Consider the following 14,457-nt stretch of genomic DNA (forward strand, 5'->3'; position numbering starts at 1 on the left):
GCCGCGTCTCCTGTCCAGATCGCTTCTGCGCCCCGCCTTGCAGGGCGGACGAGAAGGTCTCAGCGAGGTCAACGCGCCGCACGCCGCAGTTCGCTCGGAACTGCGCAGGAGCATGATCTGCCGACTGGGACCGATCTCAATCCGAACGTATCGTCAGGATCGGCGCCGGACAACCGATCAAAACTCGCGCATGATAGGAGAAAAACTCACGCGAGGGCTCGATGCAAATTTCCGACGGGGCTAGTGCGACTTGGCAACGTAAGGGCAGCCGCCTTCATCGAGCGGACGGAAGGCCTGGTCGCCCGGCACCGTCGCGAGATAGTCGTAGAGGTCCCACTTGCTCTTGGACTCTTCCGGCTTCTTGATGCGCATCAGATACATGTCGTGCACCATCCGGCCGTCCTCGCGCACGACGCCGTTCTGGGCAAAGAAATCATTGACCGGGGTCTTGCGCATCTGTGCGATCACGGTCTCCGAATCGACCGAGTTGGTGGCGGCGACCGCCTTGAAGTAGTGCCTGAGCGCCGAGTTGACGCCGGCCTGATAGGCGGTCGGCATCGCGCCGTGCCGCTTGAAGAACTCCTGAGCGAACACGCGCGTCTCCGGCGTGCGATCCCAATAGAAGGAATCGGTGAACAGCAGATCGTGCGCATGCGCGAGGCCAAGCGCCGGCACGTCGGTGAGCGTCACCTGCAACGCGACGACCTGCATGCTGGCGCGGATGTTGAATTCGTCGGCCTGAGAGACCGCGTTGCGGAAGTCGGAACCGGCATTGGCAAGCGCCAGGATCTTGGCGCCGGAGGACTGGGCCTGCAGCAGGAACGACGAGAAATCGGCGGTGTCGAAGGGATGGCGGACCGCGCCCAGCACCTTGCCGCCGGCCGATGTCACGGCCTTGCTGGCATCGCGCTCCAGCGCCTGGCCGAACGCATAATCCGCCGTCAGGAAGAACCAGGGCGTGCCGCCGCGCGCAACCACGGCCTTCGCCGTCGCGTTCGAGGAGGCATAGGTGTCATAAGTCCACTGCACGCTCGTCGGCGAGCATTGCTTGCCGGTGAGATCGGACGAGCCCGAGCCCGAGATCAGGAACAGCTTCTTGCGTTCGCGCGTCACGGTCTGGATCGCGAGCGCCACCGCGGAATTGACGCCTTCGGCGATCACGTCGACACCTTTGTTATCGATCCAGTTGCGCACGATGCCGGTCGCCACGTCAGGCTTGTTTTGGTGATCCGCCGAAATGATCTCGATCTTGCGTCCGGCGACCGTGCCGCCGATTTCCTCCGCCGCCATTTGTGCCGCGATCACCGATCCCGGGCCATTGCCGTCGGAATATTGCCCGCTCATGTCGGTGATGATGCCGACCCGCAGCACGCCATCCTCCGCTCGGGCAGCGCCGGCCGCAAATGAGAGACACACGGCGCCAATTGCGACCAGGACATGCGAGCGTTTCGTGATGGACATTTAGTTCCCAGGGGTTTCGACGTTTCGGACGATCTCCTGAAGCAATCAGGGATCGCCGACAACCCCGTCGCCGGCATGGCGCTCTGCGATTCCGTTGAGAAATTCCGGGAGAAGGAACGCAGCTGGACCGCCGGCACGCTCGCGTTTCCGATCATGCGAACGCCGCGACGAAATTTCGCCGCGGCGTGCGTTGAATCATACGAATGGATAATGCGTGGTGGCGTCGAGATCGCCTCAGCGCTGCTGCCACAATTGCCGTGCCAGAATGCCGGCCTTGCGTTCGATCGCCTCGGCGGCGTCGAGACACATGTCCTCGCGATAGCGCGAGCCGACGATCTGGACACCGACCGGCAATCCCTCATCGAGGCCGACCGGCACCACGGCCGCCGGCAGCCCCAGCACGTTCATCGACGAAATGAAGCGCAGGTCGTTCCAGAACAAATCCTTGACGCGCTGATCGCCGCCGAGATCGGCATTGACCTCCGGCGTCTTGCGCACGGTGGTCGGCATCACGACCAGCGGATACTGTTCGAGGAACGTCATCCAGTTCCGGATATGGCGCGAGCGCTCGGCGATCGCCTTCATGTAGCCGGCCTGGTCGAGCGGGTTGGCCAGCGCGATGAAGCCGCGGAACGTCTTCTGGAAGTCGGCGCTGGTGGTCGCCAGCATCTGGTCCTGCTGCAGGACGCGAACCTCGGTCATGATCAGGTCGCACCAGAGCTGCCAGACCTTGTTGAGGTCGGGGACCTCGACCTCGCTGACCGCATAGCCGGCATCGGCGAGATGATCCGCCGCCTTGCGCTGGACCGCAATCACGCCGCGATCGGTCGCCATGTCCTCGGGGATCTTTGCGAGCGCGACCTTGATCGGCCCGGCCGGCTTCGGCCCCGTCAGCGGCGCCGGCACGTACCAGGGATCGCGTGGGTCGCGCTGCGCCATCACCTCGAGGCCGAGGCGCACGTCGGCGACGTGGCGCGCCAGCGGCCCTTGCGACGACATGAACTGCGCCATCAGCGGCCGTTCTGCCGTGGCGCTGGGATTGAACGCGGGAATGCGGCCCTGGGTCGGCTTGATGGTGGCGATGCCGTTGCAATGCGCCGGCCAGCGCAGCGAGCCGCCGATGTCGTTGCCATGCGCGATGGTGCCGATGCCGGCGGCGATCGACGCGCCGGCGCCGCCCGAGGATCCGCCGCAGGTCACGTCGGCATTCCAGGGATTGCGCGTCAGGCCATGCAGCGGGTTGTCGGTGAAGCCGCGCAGCGAGAACTCCGGCGTGTTGGTGAGGCCGATGATGACGGCGCCGGCCTTCCTGAGATTGGCCGTCACCGGCGAGTCGCCCGGCGCGATGTTGTCCTTGAATGCCACCACGCCGTTCGAATTGGCCTGGCCCTCGACGTCGATGTTGATCTTGATCGTGACCGGCACGCCGTGCAGCGGCCCGACGGCGCCGCCTCCGCGCTTGCTCGCGGCCAGCGCCTCGTCCGCGGCCTTCGCCGTCTGCATCGCCGATGCGCCGAGATCGACCACGACGGCGTTGAGCGCCGGGTTGGCTTCCTGCATGCGGTCGAGATGGGCGCGAACCACCTCCTCCGACGTCACTTGGTTGTTTCGGATCGCCGCGGCTGTGTCGACGGCGGACCATTGCCAGATCGGTGCATTCGTCACGTGATGTTCTCCCATGATTGTTCGGTGCTTGTTGTTGGTTCAGTCTCGCGGGTCGATCGGCGTCAGCTTTGATGCACGCGCCTCGATCAGTTCGGCCACTGCGAGACAGACGTCTTCCCGGAAGCGGCCGGCGATCACCTGCACGCCGACCGGCACGCCCTCGGCGGTCCCGGTCGGTACCACGACCGATGGAAAGCCGAGCGCGGGCACCGCAAGCAGCGGCCGCTGCGCGTCGAGCAGCGCGCGGACCACCGCCGCGTCTTCCTGATCCTGATCGAAACGGAACGGCAGTTGCGCCGAGACCGGCAGGATGATGACGGGATGGCGCTCCTGGAACAGCTGCCAGGCCCGCACGATCGCCAGCCGCTGCTCGAAGCAGGCGAGCACCTGATCGCCGTCGAGCTCGGGCGCGTAGGCGATATGGCACTCGAGATTGTAGCGGCTCCGATCGTCGCCGAACTTGCGGATCATCGGCGCCAGCACGCGCCGCTCCTCGTTGATGACGAGGCGATGCCAGAGATCGGCGGCCTCCGCGAGCCGCGGCGGCACGGTCTCCTCCACGGCAAAGCCGGCCTCCGCGAGCCAGCGCCCGGCAGCGCGCACCGCTGCGCTCACCTCCGGCGCCTCGTCGCCGAACGACGCGGGCGCGATCGCGACGCCGATCGGACGCTTGAGCGGCGCGCCTTGCAGCGGCACCGGCAGCCACGTGCCGTCGCGCGCGTCCGCCTGGGCCATCGCGGCGAGGCCGAGCCCGAGATCGGCGACTGAGCGGGCAAGCGGCCCCTGCACCGACATCATCTGCGCGGTGATCGGACGATCGCTGGTTGCCGACGGATTGAACGCGGGGATCCGCCCCGGCGTCGGACGCAGGCCGGCGACGCCGCAGGCGTAAGCGGGATAGCGGATCGAGCCGCCGAAATCATTGCCGTGCGCGATCGCGCCCATCCCGGAGGCAACCGCCGACGCCGCGCCGCCGCTGGAGCCGCCCGGCGTCAGCCGGCGGCTCCACGGATTGTAGGTCGCGCCGTGCAGATCGTTGTTGGTGAACCAGCGGTGCGAAAAGGCCGGCGTGTTGGTGCGCCCGACAATGACCGCGCCCGCCTTGCGAAGATTCGCGACCACCGGGCTGTCCTCGGTGGCGATCACGTCGCGGAAGGCCACGACGCCATTGGTGGTGGCGCAGCCGCGCTGGTCGACATTGACCTTGATGGTGACCGGAACGCCATGCAGCACGCCAAGCTCCGCGCCTGACTTCACCGCTTCGTCCGCCGCGCCCGCGGCGGCCAGCGCTTCATCGGCGAGCACAGCGACAATGGCGTTCAATGCCGGATTGACCTCGGCGATGCGATCGAGGCTGGATCGCACGGCTTCGCGGCTCGAAATCGCGCGCGTCGCGATCGCACGCGCCAGATCGACGGCCGACCAGCTCCACAACTCATTCTCGCGCCGCGTGTCCATTGTCGTTTTCTCCAGGGCGTGATGCAGCAGTCGGCCGATGCGGTTCAATCGAGCCGCAACGGCTGATGAAAGACGGGCAGATCGATGCGCCGGTCTTCCGCGGGAACGACCACCGCTTCGGCGCTCAGCACATGATCGAGCATCACGCGCCGGGCGCGCGCGGCATTGCCGGAGCGGAACGCGGCCAGCAGACGCTTGTGAAACTCGATATTCTCGCAGGTGAAGCTGGATGCGAACTCCTGCACGCCGAGCTTGCCGATCAGATGCCTGATGGCTTCGTTGACGAACCGGCACATCAGGCCGAGCAGCGGGTTGGGACAGGCCTCGATCAGGATGTCGTGGAAATCGATCTCGGCGTGGCGATGATGCTCCCAATCGGCATCGCCACGGGGATGATGCTCCTGGACCGCGACCGCCTTTTCCAGTGCTGCGAAATGCTCCGCCATGAGGTGGCCGACCACGCTGAAGGCGAGCTCCGGCTCGATCAGACGGCGGATCTGGTAGATCTGCGCGGTAGAGACCGACTGGAAATAGAAGTAGTTGCTGAGCAGGCCGACGATCCGGTTGATCGACACCGGCGCCACCCGCGCGCCGCCGCCGGGACCGGTGGTGTTCTGCACCAGCCCCTGCACCTCCAGGGACTTGAGTGCCTCGCGGATGGTCGAGCGGCTGCAGCCGAACATCTCGATCAGCTCGCCCTCCTGCGGCAGCCGGTCATTTGGCTGCAAGCCGGCCTGGAAGATGTGGCTGCGGATCAGGTCGGCGACGGCGTCCGAGCGCTTGCGCTTGATCGAGGCGCGGCGCGAAGGGTCGAGGGACGGGAGAGCCGATTTATCCATTTTATGATCATAAATAGGTCCGGCACGGTATGGCAAGACGTTTCCGCCGGCCGCCCGGGCGACATCGGTCAATAGTCCCGTTCCAGAAACGCAGAAATCGACGCTGCGGACTCAGGATCGATCAACATCTGATGCCTAGAATGCCACGGCAAATTCCAATGAGGCCGGCATGACAGGCGACGAAGTTCGAGATCAGGCTCAATCCGGTGGCGGCGTGGGACTGTCCGACGAAAACCTTGCGCTCCACCGAAGCGCCATCCAGAGCCGCATTACGTTTCAAGGCCTTGCGACCCGGCCATTCGAGGGGCTGTCGTGGGACTACTTCCTCGCGGATGTCGAGCTGGAAGCGCGCGCTGCGCGCATCGGGATGCGCGACACGACCATCGGGTCGTACTGCGACACCATACAGTTGCTGCCTGCGGCCGCGATCGTCCGCCTGGATGCAGCGCTTTCCGTCTACTTCCTGCCTCCCGAGCCCGAGAGCGAGGCTCACGTCGACTACCTCTTGCGACCGCTGGACGCCGCGACGGCAAAGCGGATGCGGCAGCGTCGGCATGCCGTTCACGCCATGCAGGCCGTGGCGCAACAGCAGGAAGAGGCCAGAAAAAAAGCGGCTGCGCCGGACGAAGAACTCAAGTCGCAATATTGGCCGTGTCCGCATGCGGCGCTGAGTACCGAGCCCGACGACTTCCTGCTCTGGATCAAGGATCAGACGCCCGACACCTGGCACGTCATCGTCGACAGCTGGGATCACAACAGCGACGATCGGGATAGCGTGATCGAATGGATCTTCGAGCAGCCGAACTGCGACCTCGGCACGGCCGCGCAGTACTTTTTCATCGCGGCATTGGGGCTCGCCAACGAGGAGCCGGCGCAACTCAGTTCCGGCTATCGGCGCAAATGGCATCTCATGAAGCGCGTGGCCGACAACTGGCAACGCGGACATTATCTGCGCAATGAAGTGCAGCCCTCAATTCAGCCGTCCGACGTCCAATACTACGACGAGTTGGTGGCGCGCCGGGAGGCCAGCGGTCGTCCGCTGCCGTGGACAGTGCCGGGACCGAAACTGCGCCGGTTTGGCGGACGGCAGGCGAATTCTGCGTATTTCTACGAGGACTGCCATTTGAGGCTGGGCTTTACGGCTTGGAAACAGCAGCGCGAGCAATTCGGGTGCGGCAGGGACTTTCCGCGCTGTTGCCAAGAATAATCACGCCTCCTCAATTCGACAGGCGCTGCGCCTCGAGGCCGCGGCTGTAGCGCGACATCGCAAAGCAGAACACGAAGTAGATCACGCCGACGAACAGCGTACCCCCCGGTCGCTTGGCATCGCCCCGAGGCAAAGCGCCTACGCGGTCAAAGGGTCGACCGGACGCTGGACGATGGTGATGACGAGGAGCCCGCGGAACCGAGGCGGCGTCACGCTTAAAGCGGACTATGGTTCACGGTGTGGCGCATCTGGCGACAGAAGCCCTCCACGAACTGCGCAAGCGCTTCGAAATTGACCAGCAGCCTTTCGGCCTGCTCCCGGTCAGCCGAACCAGGGGCAAACGATTCCGCCAGACGCCGCTGGCGATCTGCGCGATCCCGGCAGGCCGCGGCCCTGCTTTCGGCAAACTCCAGTTGCTCGCGTCGGCGGCCGAGCTTGTCTTCTTCCTCAAGCAGCCGCTTATTGAGCATCGATCTCGTGTTGGTTGGAACGTCCGGGCGCTTCAGCAGATCCAGATAGTGGTCGATGTTTGCGCGCGCGGTATACTCGTTCACGTATGTGCCTCCCGCCAGTCGCAGTCTCGGTCGGCGAGGCTTGGCTTCAACATTCAGGAGTTGCTCGATCTCCGCCAGGAGTTGGCGGAGCTCATCGGTCGAAAAGCCCTGCAGGGCATCGTGGACCTGGCTTCGGGTGCTTTCCGGATAGGCGGCGTTGTCTTCGGCCATTGGCGTACGGCAAAAATCAAAAAGTAAAGCCTGTCAGTCCCGCACCAAATCAACAAATCAACGGCAGCATTTGCGTTCAGTCCAGATCGAACGATGCCCGCGCGAACAATGATTTCTGTCATCGCGCGCGCTCGCGAATCCAATCGCGCTCAAGATAAGTTACGGGCGGAACGTCGCCTAGTGCACTCTGTGCCAGCCGCGCCTTTGCGCCAACCATCGGCGAAGTCTTGGTTGCCGCATCGTTAAGGCCAGAACAGGCCGCTGCAAAAATCAAAGCAGGCGGCTGCGGATGCGAACAGGCCGGCACCGAAGAGCAGCATGTGAGGAAGGCAAGCGACGGGGAATCCGGATCGCTCAGCCGTGCGCGCGCTGCGCCTCGAGGCCGCGGCTGTAGCTCGACATCGCAAAGCAGAACACGAAGTAGATCACGCCGACGAAGACATAGACCTCGACGCTGAAGGCCTGCCAGGCCGGATCGACGATCGCGGTCTTGGCGGTGGTCAAGAGATCGAAGATGCCGATGATCAGGACCAGGCTGGTGTCCTTGAAGAAGGCGATGAAGGTGTTGACCAGCGGCGGGATGACGTGGCGGATCGCCTGCGGCAGCACGATCAGCGCGTTCTTCTCCCAGTAGGACAGCCCGAGCGCGTCGGCGGCCTCATATTGTCCGCGCGGCACCGCCTGCAGACCGCCGCGCACCACTTCCGCAAGGTAGGCGCCGGCATAGAGGATGAAGGCGATCTGGGCGCGCAGCAATTTGTCGATGTTGACGCCGTCGGGCATGAACAGCGGAAACATGACGCTCGCCATGAACAACAGGCTGATCAGCGGCACGCCGCGGATCAGCTCGACATAGAGCACGCAGAGCGAGCGGATCGCCGGCAGCTTGGAGCGGCGGCCGAGCGCGACCAGGATTCCGAGCGGGAAGCCGAACGCCAATCCGAAAGTCGCCAGGATCAGCGTCACCGGCAGCCCGCCCCAGCGGTCCTGCGTGACAAAGGACATGCCGAGAAAGCCGCCCCACATCAGGCACCCGATCGCGATCAAGGAAGCGGCCCACAGCAGGAACAGCTCCTTGCGCCAGAAGCTGCGGCGGTTCGAGACCACGAACAGCGCAATGAAGATCACGACCGCGAGCGCCGGCCGCCACTGCTCGCTGAACGGATAGGTGCCGAACAGGATGAAGCGGTACTTCTCGGGGATCACCGCCCAGCAGGCGCCGACGCCGCGCAGCGCGCGGCAGGCGCTGGTGTCGTTGCCGGAGACGATCCAGACCGCGTTGGCGATGCCCCATTGCCAGAGGCCGATGCACGCCTTGCCGAGCACGAACAACAGCAGCAGCGTCATGATGCTCGACGTCACCGACGCGAACAGGTTGGCGCGCAGCCAGGCCACGATCCGGCCGCCGAGCGTGCGCTGCGCGCGGCGCCGGCCGATCGGCAGCGGATCCTGCGGGAGATGTGCGACCGAGCTCATGTCAGCGCTCCACCAGCGCGATCCGCGCGTTGTACCAGTTCATGAACAGGCTGATGCCGAGGCTGATGGTGAGGAACACCATCATGATCAGCGCGATCGACTCGATCGCCTGCCCGGTCTGGTTCAGCGTGGTGTTGGCGATCGAGACGATGTCCTGGTAGCCGACCGCGACCGCGAGCGAGGAATTCTTGGTCAGGTTCAGGTACTGGCTGGTCATCGGCGGGATGATGACGCGCAGCGCCTGCGGCAGCACGATGTGCTGCAGCACGAAGCTGCGCTTCAACCCGAGCGCCTTGGCGGCGTCCGACTGGCCGCGCGGCACCGCCTGGATGCCGCTGCGCACGATCTCGGCGATGAACGCCGAAGTATACGTGACGAGCGCGATCAGCAGCGCGAAATATTCCGGCGCCAGGGTCAGCCCGCCGACGAAGTTGAAGCCGCGCAGCTCGGGCAGCATGACGCTCCAGCTTGCGCCCAGAAGCCACGACACCAGCGCAGGCAGCGCGATGATGAGGCCGAGCGCGTAGGGCCAGACCGGCCGCGCCTTGCCATCGAGCATCTGGTGCGCGATCAGGCGGCGCCTGACGATGAGGAAGACGATCACGCCGGCGGCCAGCGCAACGAGCGTCCAGCCATTGGCCTCATGCAGCGGCACCGACGGCAGCACCAGGCCGCGGTTGGACAGATAGACCCCGTCGACCGGCTTCCACGCCTGGCGCGCCGCCGGCAGGCCCTGCATCAGCACGTACCAGAACAGGAGCTGCAGCAGCAGCGGCAGGTCGCGCAGCACCTCGACATAGACGGCGGCGAGCCGCGCCAGCAGCCAGTTCGACGACAGCCGCGCGATGCCGACCAGCGTGCCGATCACGGTCGCCAGCACGATGCCGATGACCGCGACGCGTAGCGTGTTGACGACGCCGACGATGAACGCGCGCAGATAGGTGTTCTTCGGCGTGTAGTCGATCCAGCTGTCGGCGATCGGCATGCCGGCTTCACGGCCGAGGAAGGCAAAGCCGGTCGAGATGCGCCGCACCGAGAGGTTATGGACCGCGTTGGACCACAGCCAGGCGACGACGGCGACCGCGATGGCGACCACCAGGATCTGCCAGAACAGGCCTGCGACGCGGGGATCGCTGAGCGAAAGCCGCCAGGGCCGGGCGGGAGGGCGTTTCGGCGTCGATGTCGTCACAGCACAAGGACCCCAGTGAGAAGCGATCTTCTGCCATGCGCAAGAGCGTTTTCGAGCGAAGTGGATACCGGTTCGCGTGAAGAAGACGCGTCAACCTGCGCACTTCATATGTTGCACCAAATTAAGATTCATGCAACATATGTTTCATGGCCCAGGCTCAGCCGAAACCATCGCCCCTGAACGAATTGTGCAGCGCACTGCCGTCGCTGCCGATGCGCTTGCAGGAGGTCGGCCGGTTCGTCGCCGCCAATGATTACGACGCCACCACCCGCTCGATGCGCGAGCTCGCTTCCGTCGCCGGCGCCGATCCTGCCTCATTCACCCGTCTTGCCAAGGCGCTCGGCTATTCCGGCTGGGACGAATTGCGCGCCGCACTCACCGAGGCGCGCCGGCCGGCGCAGGGCTCGCCGTTCTCCGGCCGCGCCAGAAGCCGCCGCGCCGGGCCGAATGCCGATGTCAAACTGGTGCACGACAAATTGGAAGCCGAGGCCGCGGGCCTTGCGCGGATTTCAGCGAGCGCGATCGCGGAAGCCGCGCGTGCGCTGCACTCCGCGGACAGGATCTGGATATCAGGGTTTCGCAGCTGCCGCAGCGTCGCGGAACTGCTGACCTATCAGCTTCGCCTGTTCCGCCCCGATGCTGTGCAACTGGTCGGCGGCTCCGGCCCGTTCGATCTCGACCACGGCGCCTTCCGCTCAGGCGACGCCGTGGTCGTGATCGGCTTTGCGCCCTACACCCTGGTCAGCGTCGAGACGGCGCGCGCGGCGCATCAGGCGCGCGCTGCGCTGATCGCGATCGCCGACACCATCACAGCTCCGATGGCCGAAGGCGCGGATCATCTGCTGCTGTTCGAAGCCGCCTCCTCCCCCGGCTTCTTCCCTAGCCTCACCGGCGCGATCGCAGTCGCCCAGTCGCTTGCGGCCGTCGCTTTCACGCTGGGCGGCGCCGGGGCAAAGCGCAAGCTGGAGGAGACCGAGGGCCGACTTGCCGAGATGTCGCAATATTTTGTCGAGAAAGGATGACTGTCATGGCAGCCAACAAGAGCCGCGTGATGCATCGCAGCCTGCGCGAGACCCCGCCGAAAGCGGTCGGCGGCGACGGCGTCTGGCTGATCGCGGAGGATGGCCACCGCATTCTCGATTCCTCCGGCGGCGCCGCGGTGTCGTGCCTTGGCCATCAGCATCCGCGGATCCTGGCCGCGATCGCCAAGCAGGCTTCGAAGATCGCCTATGCCCATACCGGCTTCTTCTCCTCCGAGCCTGCGGAAGAGCTCGCCGAGCGGCTGGTCGGCCACGAGCCCGGCGGCCTCGGCTATGTCTATTTCGTCAGCGGCGGGTCGGAGGCGATCGAGGCCTCGATCAAGCTGGCGCGGCAATATTTCATCGAGCGCGGCGAGCCGAAGCGCGCGCGCTTCATCGCGCGTCGCCAGAGCTATCACGGCAATACGCTCGGCGCGCTGTCGGCCGGCGGCAATGCCTGGCGCCGCGAGCCCTACGCGCCGCTGCTGTCGCCCTCGTTCAGCCATGTCACGCCGGCCTTCGCCTATCACGAGAAGCGCGACGATGAATCGGAGGCGGCGTTCGTGGCGCGCCTTGCCGCCGAGCTCGAAGCCGAATTCCAGCGGCTCGGCCCCGATACGGTCGCGGCGTTCATCGCCGAGCCCGTGGTCGGCGCCACCGCCGGCTGCGTGCCGGCGCCTGAGGGTTACTTCAAGGCGGCGCGCGAGATCTGCAACCGCCACGGCGCGCTGTTGATCCTCGACGAGGTGATGTGCGGCATGGGCCGCACCGGCACGCTGCACGCCTGGGAGCAGGAAGGCATCTCGCCCGACATCCAGGCGATCGCCAAGGGGCTCGGCGGCGGCTATCAGCCGATCGGCGCGATGCTTGCCAGCGGCACGATCGTCGACACGGTGCGCAACGGCTCCGGCGCATTCCAGCACGGCCACACCTATCTCGCCCATCCGCTCGCCTGCGCCGCCGCGCTCGAGGTGCAGAAGGTGATCGCTGAGGAGAAGCTGCTCGACCAGGTCAAGGAGCGCGGCCGCCAGCTCGAGCAGCGGCTCACCGAACGGTTCGGCAATCATCGCCATGTCGGCGACATCAGGGGCCGCGGCCTGTTCTGGGGGCTCGAGCTGGTCGCCGACCGTGCCACGCGGCAGCCGTTCGATCCCAAGCTGAAACTGCATCAGCGGATCAAGTCCGCGGCCTTCGCCGGCGGGCTCGGCTGCTATCCGTCGGGCGGCACCGCCGACGGCCAGCGCGGCGATCACGTGCTGCTCGCCCCGCCCTATATCGCGACTTCGGGCGACATCGACATGATCGTCGAACGGCTAGGCGCTGCGGTCGACAGCGCGTTGAAGGATGTTGGTCACGGAGCATGATCCGGAAAAACGGGCACCGGTTTTCCCGCGACAAACGCGAAGCGTTTGCGCAGGGATCATGCTCAAACGTTAGGAGGAGGAAAACATGCTAAGGGGTATCATCACTCTAACCGTTCTCGCCGCGGGCATCGCTGGCGCAAGCGCGGCGACGCTCGACACCGTCAAGCAGCGCGGCACGCTGGTGTGCGGCGTCTCGACCGGCTTTGCCGGATTCTCGGCGCCGGACTCGCAAGGCAACTTCAAGGGCCTCGACGTCGACTATTGCCGTGCGCTTGCCGCCGGCGTGCTCGGCGATCCCGCCAAGGTGCGCTACGTCGCGCTGACCGCGCAGAACCGCTTCACCGCGCTGCAGTCGGGCGAGATCGACGTGCTCTACCGCAACTCGACGCAGACCTTTCTGCGCGGCACCACGCTTGGGCTGCGGCAGGGACCGGTCAATTTCTACGACGGCCAGGGCTTTGTCGTGAAGAAGGACCTCGGCGTGAAGGAGCTGAAGGACCTCAAGGGCGCCACGGTTTGCGTCGCCCAGGGCACCACGCATGAAGTGACGCTCGGCGACTACGGCCGCGCCAACGGCATCGACTGGAAGCCGCTGGTGTTCGACCGCGTCGACACCATGTACCAGACCTTCTTCGGCGGCCGCTGCGATGCCATGACCCAGGATGCTTCCGCGCTCGCGGGCGCGGTGGCGACCGCAGCCCCGAAGGCCGATGACTACGTCGTGCTGCCGCAGACCATCAGCAAGGAGCCGCTCGGTCCGTTCACCCGCAACGGCGATGAGGTCTGGAGCGACATCATCACCTGGCTGCATTACGGCCTGATCGAAGCCGAAGAGCTCGGCGTCACCCAGGCCAATGCCGACGAGATGGCGAAGTCGCAGGTCCCGGCGATCCAGCGCCTGCTGGGCGCGTCGGGCGATCTCGGCTCGCGCCTCGGGCTCGACAACAAATGGCTGGCCGCCGCGATCAAGGCCGGTGGCAATTACGGCGAGATCTTCGAGCGCAATGTCGGCAAGGCCAGCCCCTTGAAGCTCGAGCGCGGCCTCAACGCCACCTGGAGCAAGGGCGGGTTGATGTACGCGATTCCGTTCAAGTAGGAAGTCACCTCGCCCCCCTGCGGGGAGAGGTCGGATTGCGAAGCAATCCGGGTGAGGGGGAGCTTCCGCATACCCTCCTCTCACCTGTTACGACGATAGAGCCCCTCACCCCAGCCCTCTCCCCGCGAAGGGCGGGGAGAGGGAGAAGGAAGAAGTGGCAACAATCCCATGCGCATCACCCTGATTCACGCCCTGAAACACTCGATCGTGCCGATCGAGGCGTCATTCGCAAAACATTGGCCGGAGGCGCGGCTGATGAACCTGCTCGACGATAGCCTGTCGGCGGACCTCGCGCGCGACGGCAAGCTTGACGAGCGCATGACCGAGCGATTTCTGACCATGGGCCGCTATGCGGCAAGCACCGGCGCCAATGGCATTCTGTTCACCTGCTCGGCGTTCGGGCCGTGCATCGAGGCGGTGGCGCGCGAGCACGCGCCGATGCCGGTGCTGAAGCCGAACGAGGCGATGATCGAGCAGGCGGTGGCGAAGGGAAAGCGGATCGGCCTGCTCTCGACCTTCCCGCCGACGCTGGTCTCGATGCCGCCGGAATTCCCGTCACGGGTCACGCTGGTGCCGAAGCTTGCCGAGGGCGCGTTGGCCGCGCTCGACCGCGGCGACCGCGCCGAGCATGACCGCATCGTGGTCGAGGCGTCGAGAGACCTCGCCGACTGCGACCTGATCGCGCTCGCGCAGTACAGCATGGCGCCGGCGGCCGAGCGCGTCGCCGAGGCCACCGGCCGCGAGGTGCTGACGACGCCTGATAGCGCGGTCAAGAAGCTAAAGGCGATGCTGGGGGTTTGATCTCCGTCATTGCGAGCCACCCGGTCGGCGCGAAGCGCCGCCGGATGACAGGCTCCGCGAAGCAATCCATGCATACGCGGATCGATGGATTGCTTCGTCGCTTCAGCGCAAAATTGCTTCGCAATTTTGTCGCGAGCTCCTCGCAATGACACAAGGT

Annotated in this window: 13 protein-coding genes; 5 read left to right on the forward strand and 8 right to left on the reverse strand. The window is 65.6% G+C overall.

Features of this window, described 5'->3' with window-relative positions:
- Positions 1-240: 240 nt before the first annotated feature.
- The 4 genes from QA635_RS31090 to QA635_RS31105 form a co-directional block, all read right to left on the reverse strand.
- Positions 241-1,461: an ABC transporter substrate-binding protein gene (locus QA635_RS31090; protein WP_283063423.1), complete on the reverse strand. Its 1,221-nt coding sequence runs from the start codon at positions 1,459-1,461 to the stop codon at positions 241-243.
- A gap of 234 nt (positions 1,462-1,695) precedes the next feature.
- On the reverse strand, positions 1,696-3,141 hold the full coding sequence (locus tag QA635_RS31095; protein WP_283063425.1) for an amidase family protein: 1,446 nt from the start codon (positions 3,139-3,141) through the stop codon (positions 1,696-1,698).
- Between the two features lie 24 nt (positions 3,142-3,165).
- A complete protein-coding gene (locus tag QA635_RS31100) occupies positions 3,166-4,584 on the reverse strand; it encodes an amidase family protein (protein WP_283063426.1) in 1,419 nt (472 codons plus the stop codon).
- Positions 4,585-4,628: 44 nt separating this feature from the next.
- Positions 4,629-5,423 carry a FadR/GntR family transcriptional regulator gene (locus tag QA635_RS31105; RefSeq protein WP_283063428.1) on the reverse strand — a complete coding sequence of 265 codons (795 nt, stop codon included), beginning with the start codon at positions 5,421-5,423 and terminating at the stop codon, positions 4,629-4,631.
- A 169-nt stretch (positions 5,424-5,592) separates the two neighbouring features.
- Here QA635_RS31105 and QA635_RS31110 point away from each other — a divergent pair, with 169 nt between their 5' ends.
- Positions 5,593-6,630 (forward strand): DUF4274 domain-containing protein, encoded by a 1,038-nt coding sequence (locus QA635_RS31110; protein ID WP_283063430.1) that lies wholly within the window; start codon positions 5,593-5,595, stop codon positions 6,628-6,630.
- 10 nt (positions 6,631-6,640) lie between these two features.
- On the opposite strand, the gene QA635_RS31115 is transcribed toward QA635_RS31110, so the two are convergent.
- The 4 genes from QA635_RS31115 to QA635_RS31130 form a co-directional block, all read right to left on the reverse strand.
- Positions 6,641-6,763, reverse strand: coding sequence for a hypothetical protein (locus tag QA635_RS31115; protein WP_256520758.1), 123 nt, complete (start codon positions 6,761-6,763; stop codon positions 6,641-6,643).
- Between the two features lie 82 nt (positions 6,764-6,845).
- Positions 6,846-7,355, reverse strand: coding sequence for a hypothetical protein (locus QA635_RS31120; RefSeq protein ID WP_283063435.1), 510 nt, complete (start codon positions 7,353-7,355; stop codon positions 6,846-6,848).
- 354 nt (positions 7,356-7,709) lie between these two features.
- A complete protein-coding gene (locus QA635_RS31125; RefSeq protein WP_283063437.1) occupies positions 7,710-8,831 on the reverse strand; it encodes an amino acid ABC transporter permease in 1,122 nt (373 codons plus the stop codon).
- 1 nt (position 8,832) lies between these two features.
- A complete protein-coding gene (locus QA635_RS31130) occupies positions 8,833-10,020 on the reverse strand; it encodes an amino acid ABC transporter permease (RefSeq protein WP_425249066.1) in 1,188 nt (395 codons plus the stop codon).
- Positions 10,021-10,166: 146 nt separating this feature from the next.
- On the opposite strand from QA635_RS31130, the gene QA635_RS31135 reads away from it, so the two are divergent.
- From QA635_RS31135 to QA635_RS31150, 4 genes are all read left to right on the forward strand, one after another.
- Positions 10,167-11,042 carry a MurR/RpiR family transcriptional regulator gene (locus tag QA635_RS31135; RefSeq protein ID WP_028339573.1) on the forward strand — a complete coding sequence of 292 codons (876 nt, stop codon included), beginning with the start codon at positions 10,167-10,169 and terminating at the stop codon, positions 11,040-11,042.
- A 5-nt stretch (positions 11,043-11,047) separates the two neighbouring features.
- Complete coding sequence (locus tag QA635_RS31140) at positions 11,048-12,403, forward strand: aspartate aminotransferase family protein (RefSeq protein ID WP_283063438.1); 1,356 nt, start codon at positions 11,048-11,050, stop codon at positions 12,401-12,403.
- 85 nt (positions 12,404-12,488) lie between these two features.
- Positions 12,489-13,499 carry an amino acid ABC transporter substrate-binding protein gene (locus QA635_RS31145; protein ID WP_283063440.1) on the forward strand — a complete coding sequence of 337 codons (1,011 nt, stop codon included), beginning with the start codon at positions 12,489-12,491 and terminating at the stop codon, positions 13,497-13,499.
- A gap of 168 nt (positions 13,500-13,667) precedes the next feature.
- Complete coding sequence (locus QA635_RS31150) at positions 13,668-14,300, forward strand: aspartate/glutamate racemase family protein (protein ID WP_283063441.1); 633 nt, start codon at positions 13,668-13,670, stop codon at positions 14,298-14,300.
- The last annotated feature ends 157 nt before the right edge of the window (positions 14,301-14,457 follow it).

The sequence above is a fragment of the Bradyrhizobium brasilense genome (assembly GCF_029714345.1).
In the GTDB taxonomy this organism is placed as follows: Bacteria; Pseudomonadota; Alphaproteobacteria; order Rhizobiales; family Xanthobacteraceae; genus Bradyrhizobium; species Bradyrhizobium australafricanum.

Coding starts and splice junctions, on each gene's coding strand:
- QA635_RS31095 (WP_283063425.1), bottom strand. CDS start 3,141: ATGGGAGAACATCACGTGACGAATGCACCGATCTGGCAATGGTCCGCC.
- QA635_RS31100 (WP_283063426.1), bottom strand. CDS start 4,584: ATGGACACGCGGCGCGAGAATGAGTTGTGGAGCTGGTCGGCCGTCGAT.
- QA635_RS31140 (WP_283063438.1), top strand. CDS start 11,048: ATGGCAGCCAACAAGAGCCGCGTGATGCATCGCAGCCTGCGCGAGACC.
- QA635_RS31135 (WP_028339573.1), top strand. CDS start 10,167: ATGGCCCAGGCTCAGCCGAAACCATCGCCCCTGAACGAATTGTGCAGC.
- QA635_RS31110 (WP_283063430.1), top strand. CDS start 5,593: ATGACAGGCGACGAAGTTCGAGATCAGGCTCAATCCGGTGGCGGCGTG.
- QA635_RS31145 (WP_283063440.1), top strand. CDS start 12,489: ATGCTAAGGGGTATCATCACTCTAACCGTTCTCGCCGCGGGCATCGCT.
- QA635_RS31120 (WP_283063435.1), bottom strand. CDS start 7,355: ATGGCCGAAGACAACGCCGCCTATCCGGAAAGCACCCGAAGCCAGGTC.
- QA635_RS31150 (WP_283063441.1), top strand. CDS start 13,668: ATGCGCATCACCCTGATTCACGCCCTGAAACACTCGATCGTGCCGATC.
- QA635_RS31105 (WP_283063428.1), bottom strand. CDS start 5,423: ATGGATAAATCGGCTCTCCCGTCCCTCGACCCTTCGCGCCGCGCCTCG.
- QA635_RS31125 (WP_283063437.1), bottom strand. CDS start 8,831: ATGAGCTCGGTCGCACATCTCCCGCAGGATCCGCTGCCGATCGGCCGG.
- QA635_RS31090 (WP_283063423.1), bottom strand. CDS start 1,461: ATGTCCATCACGAAACGCTCGCATGTCCTGGTCGCAATTGGCGCCGTG.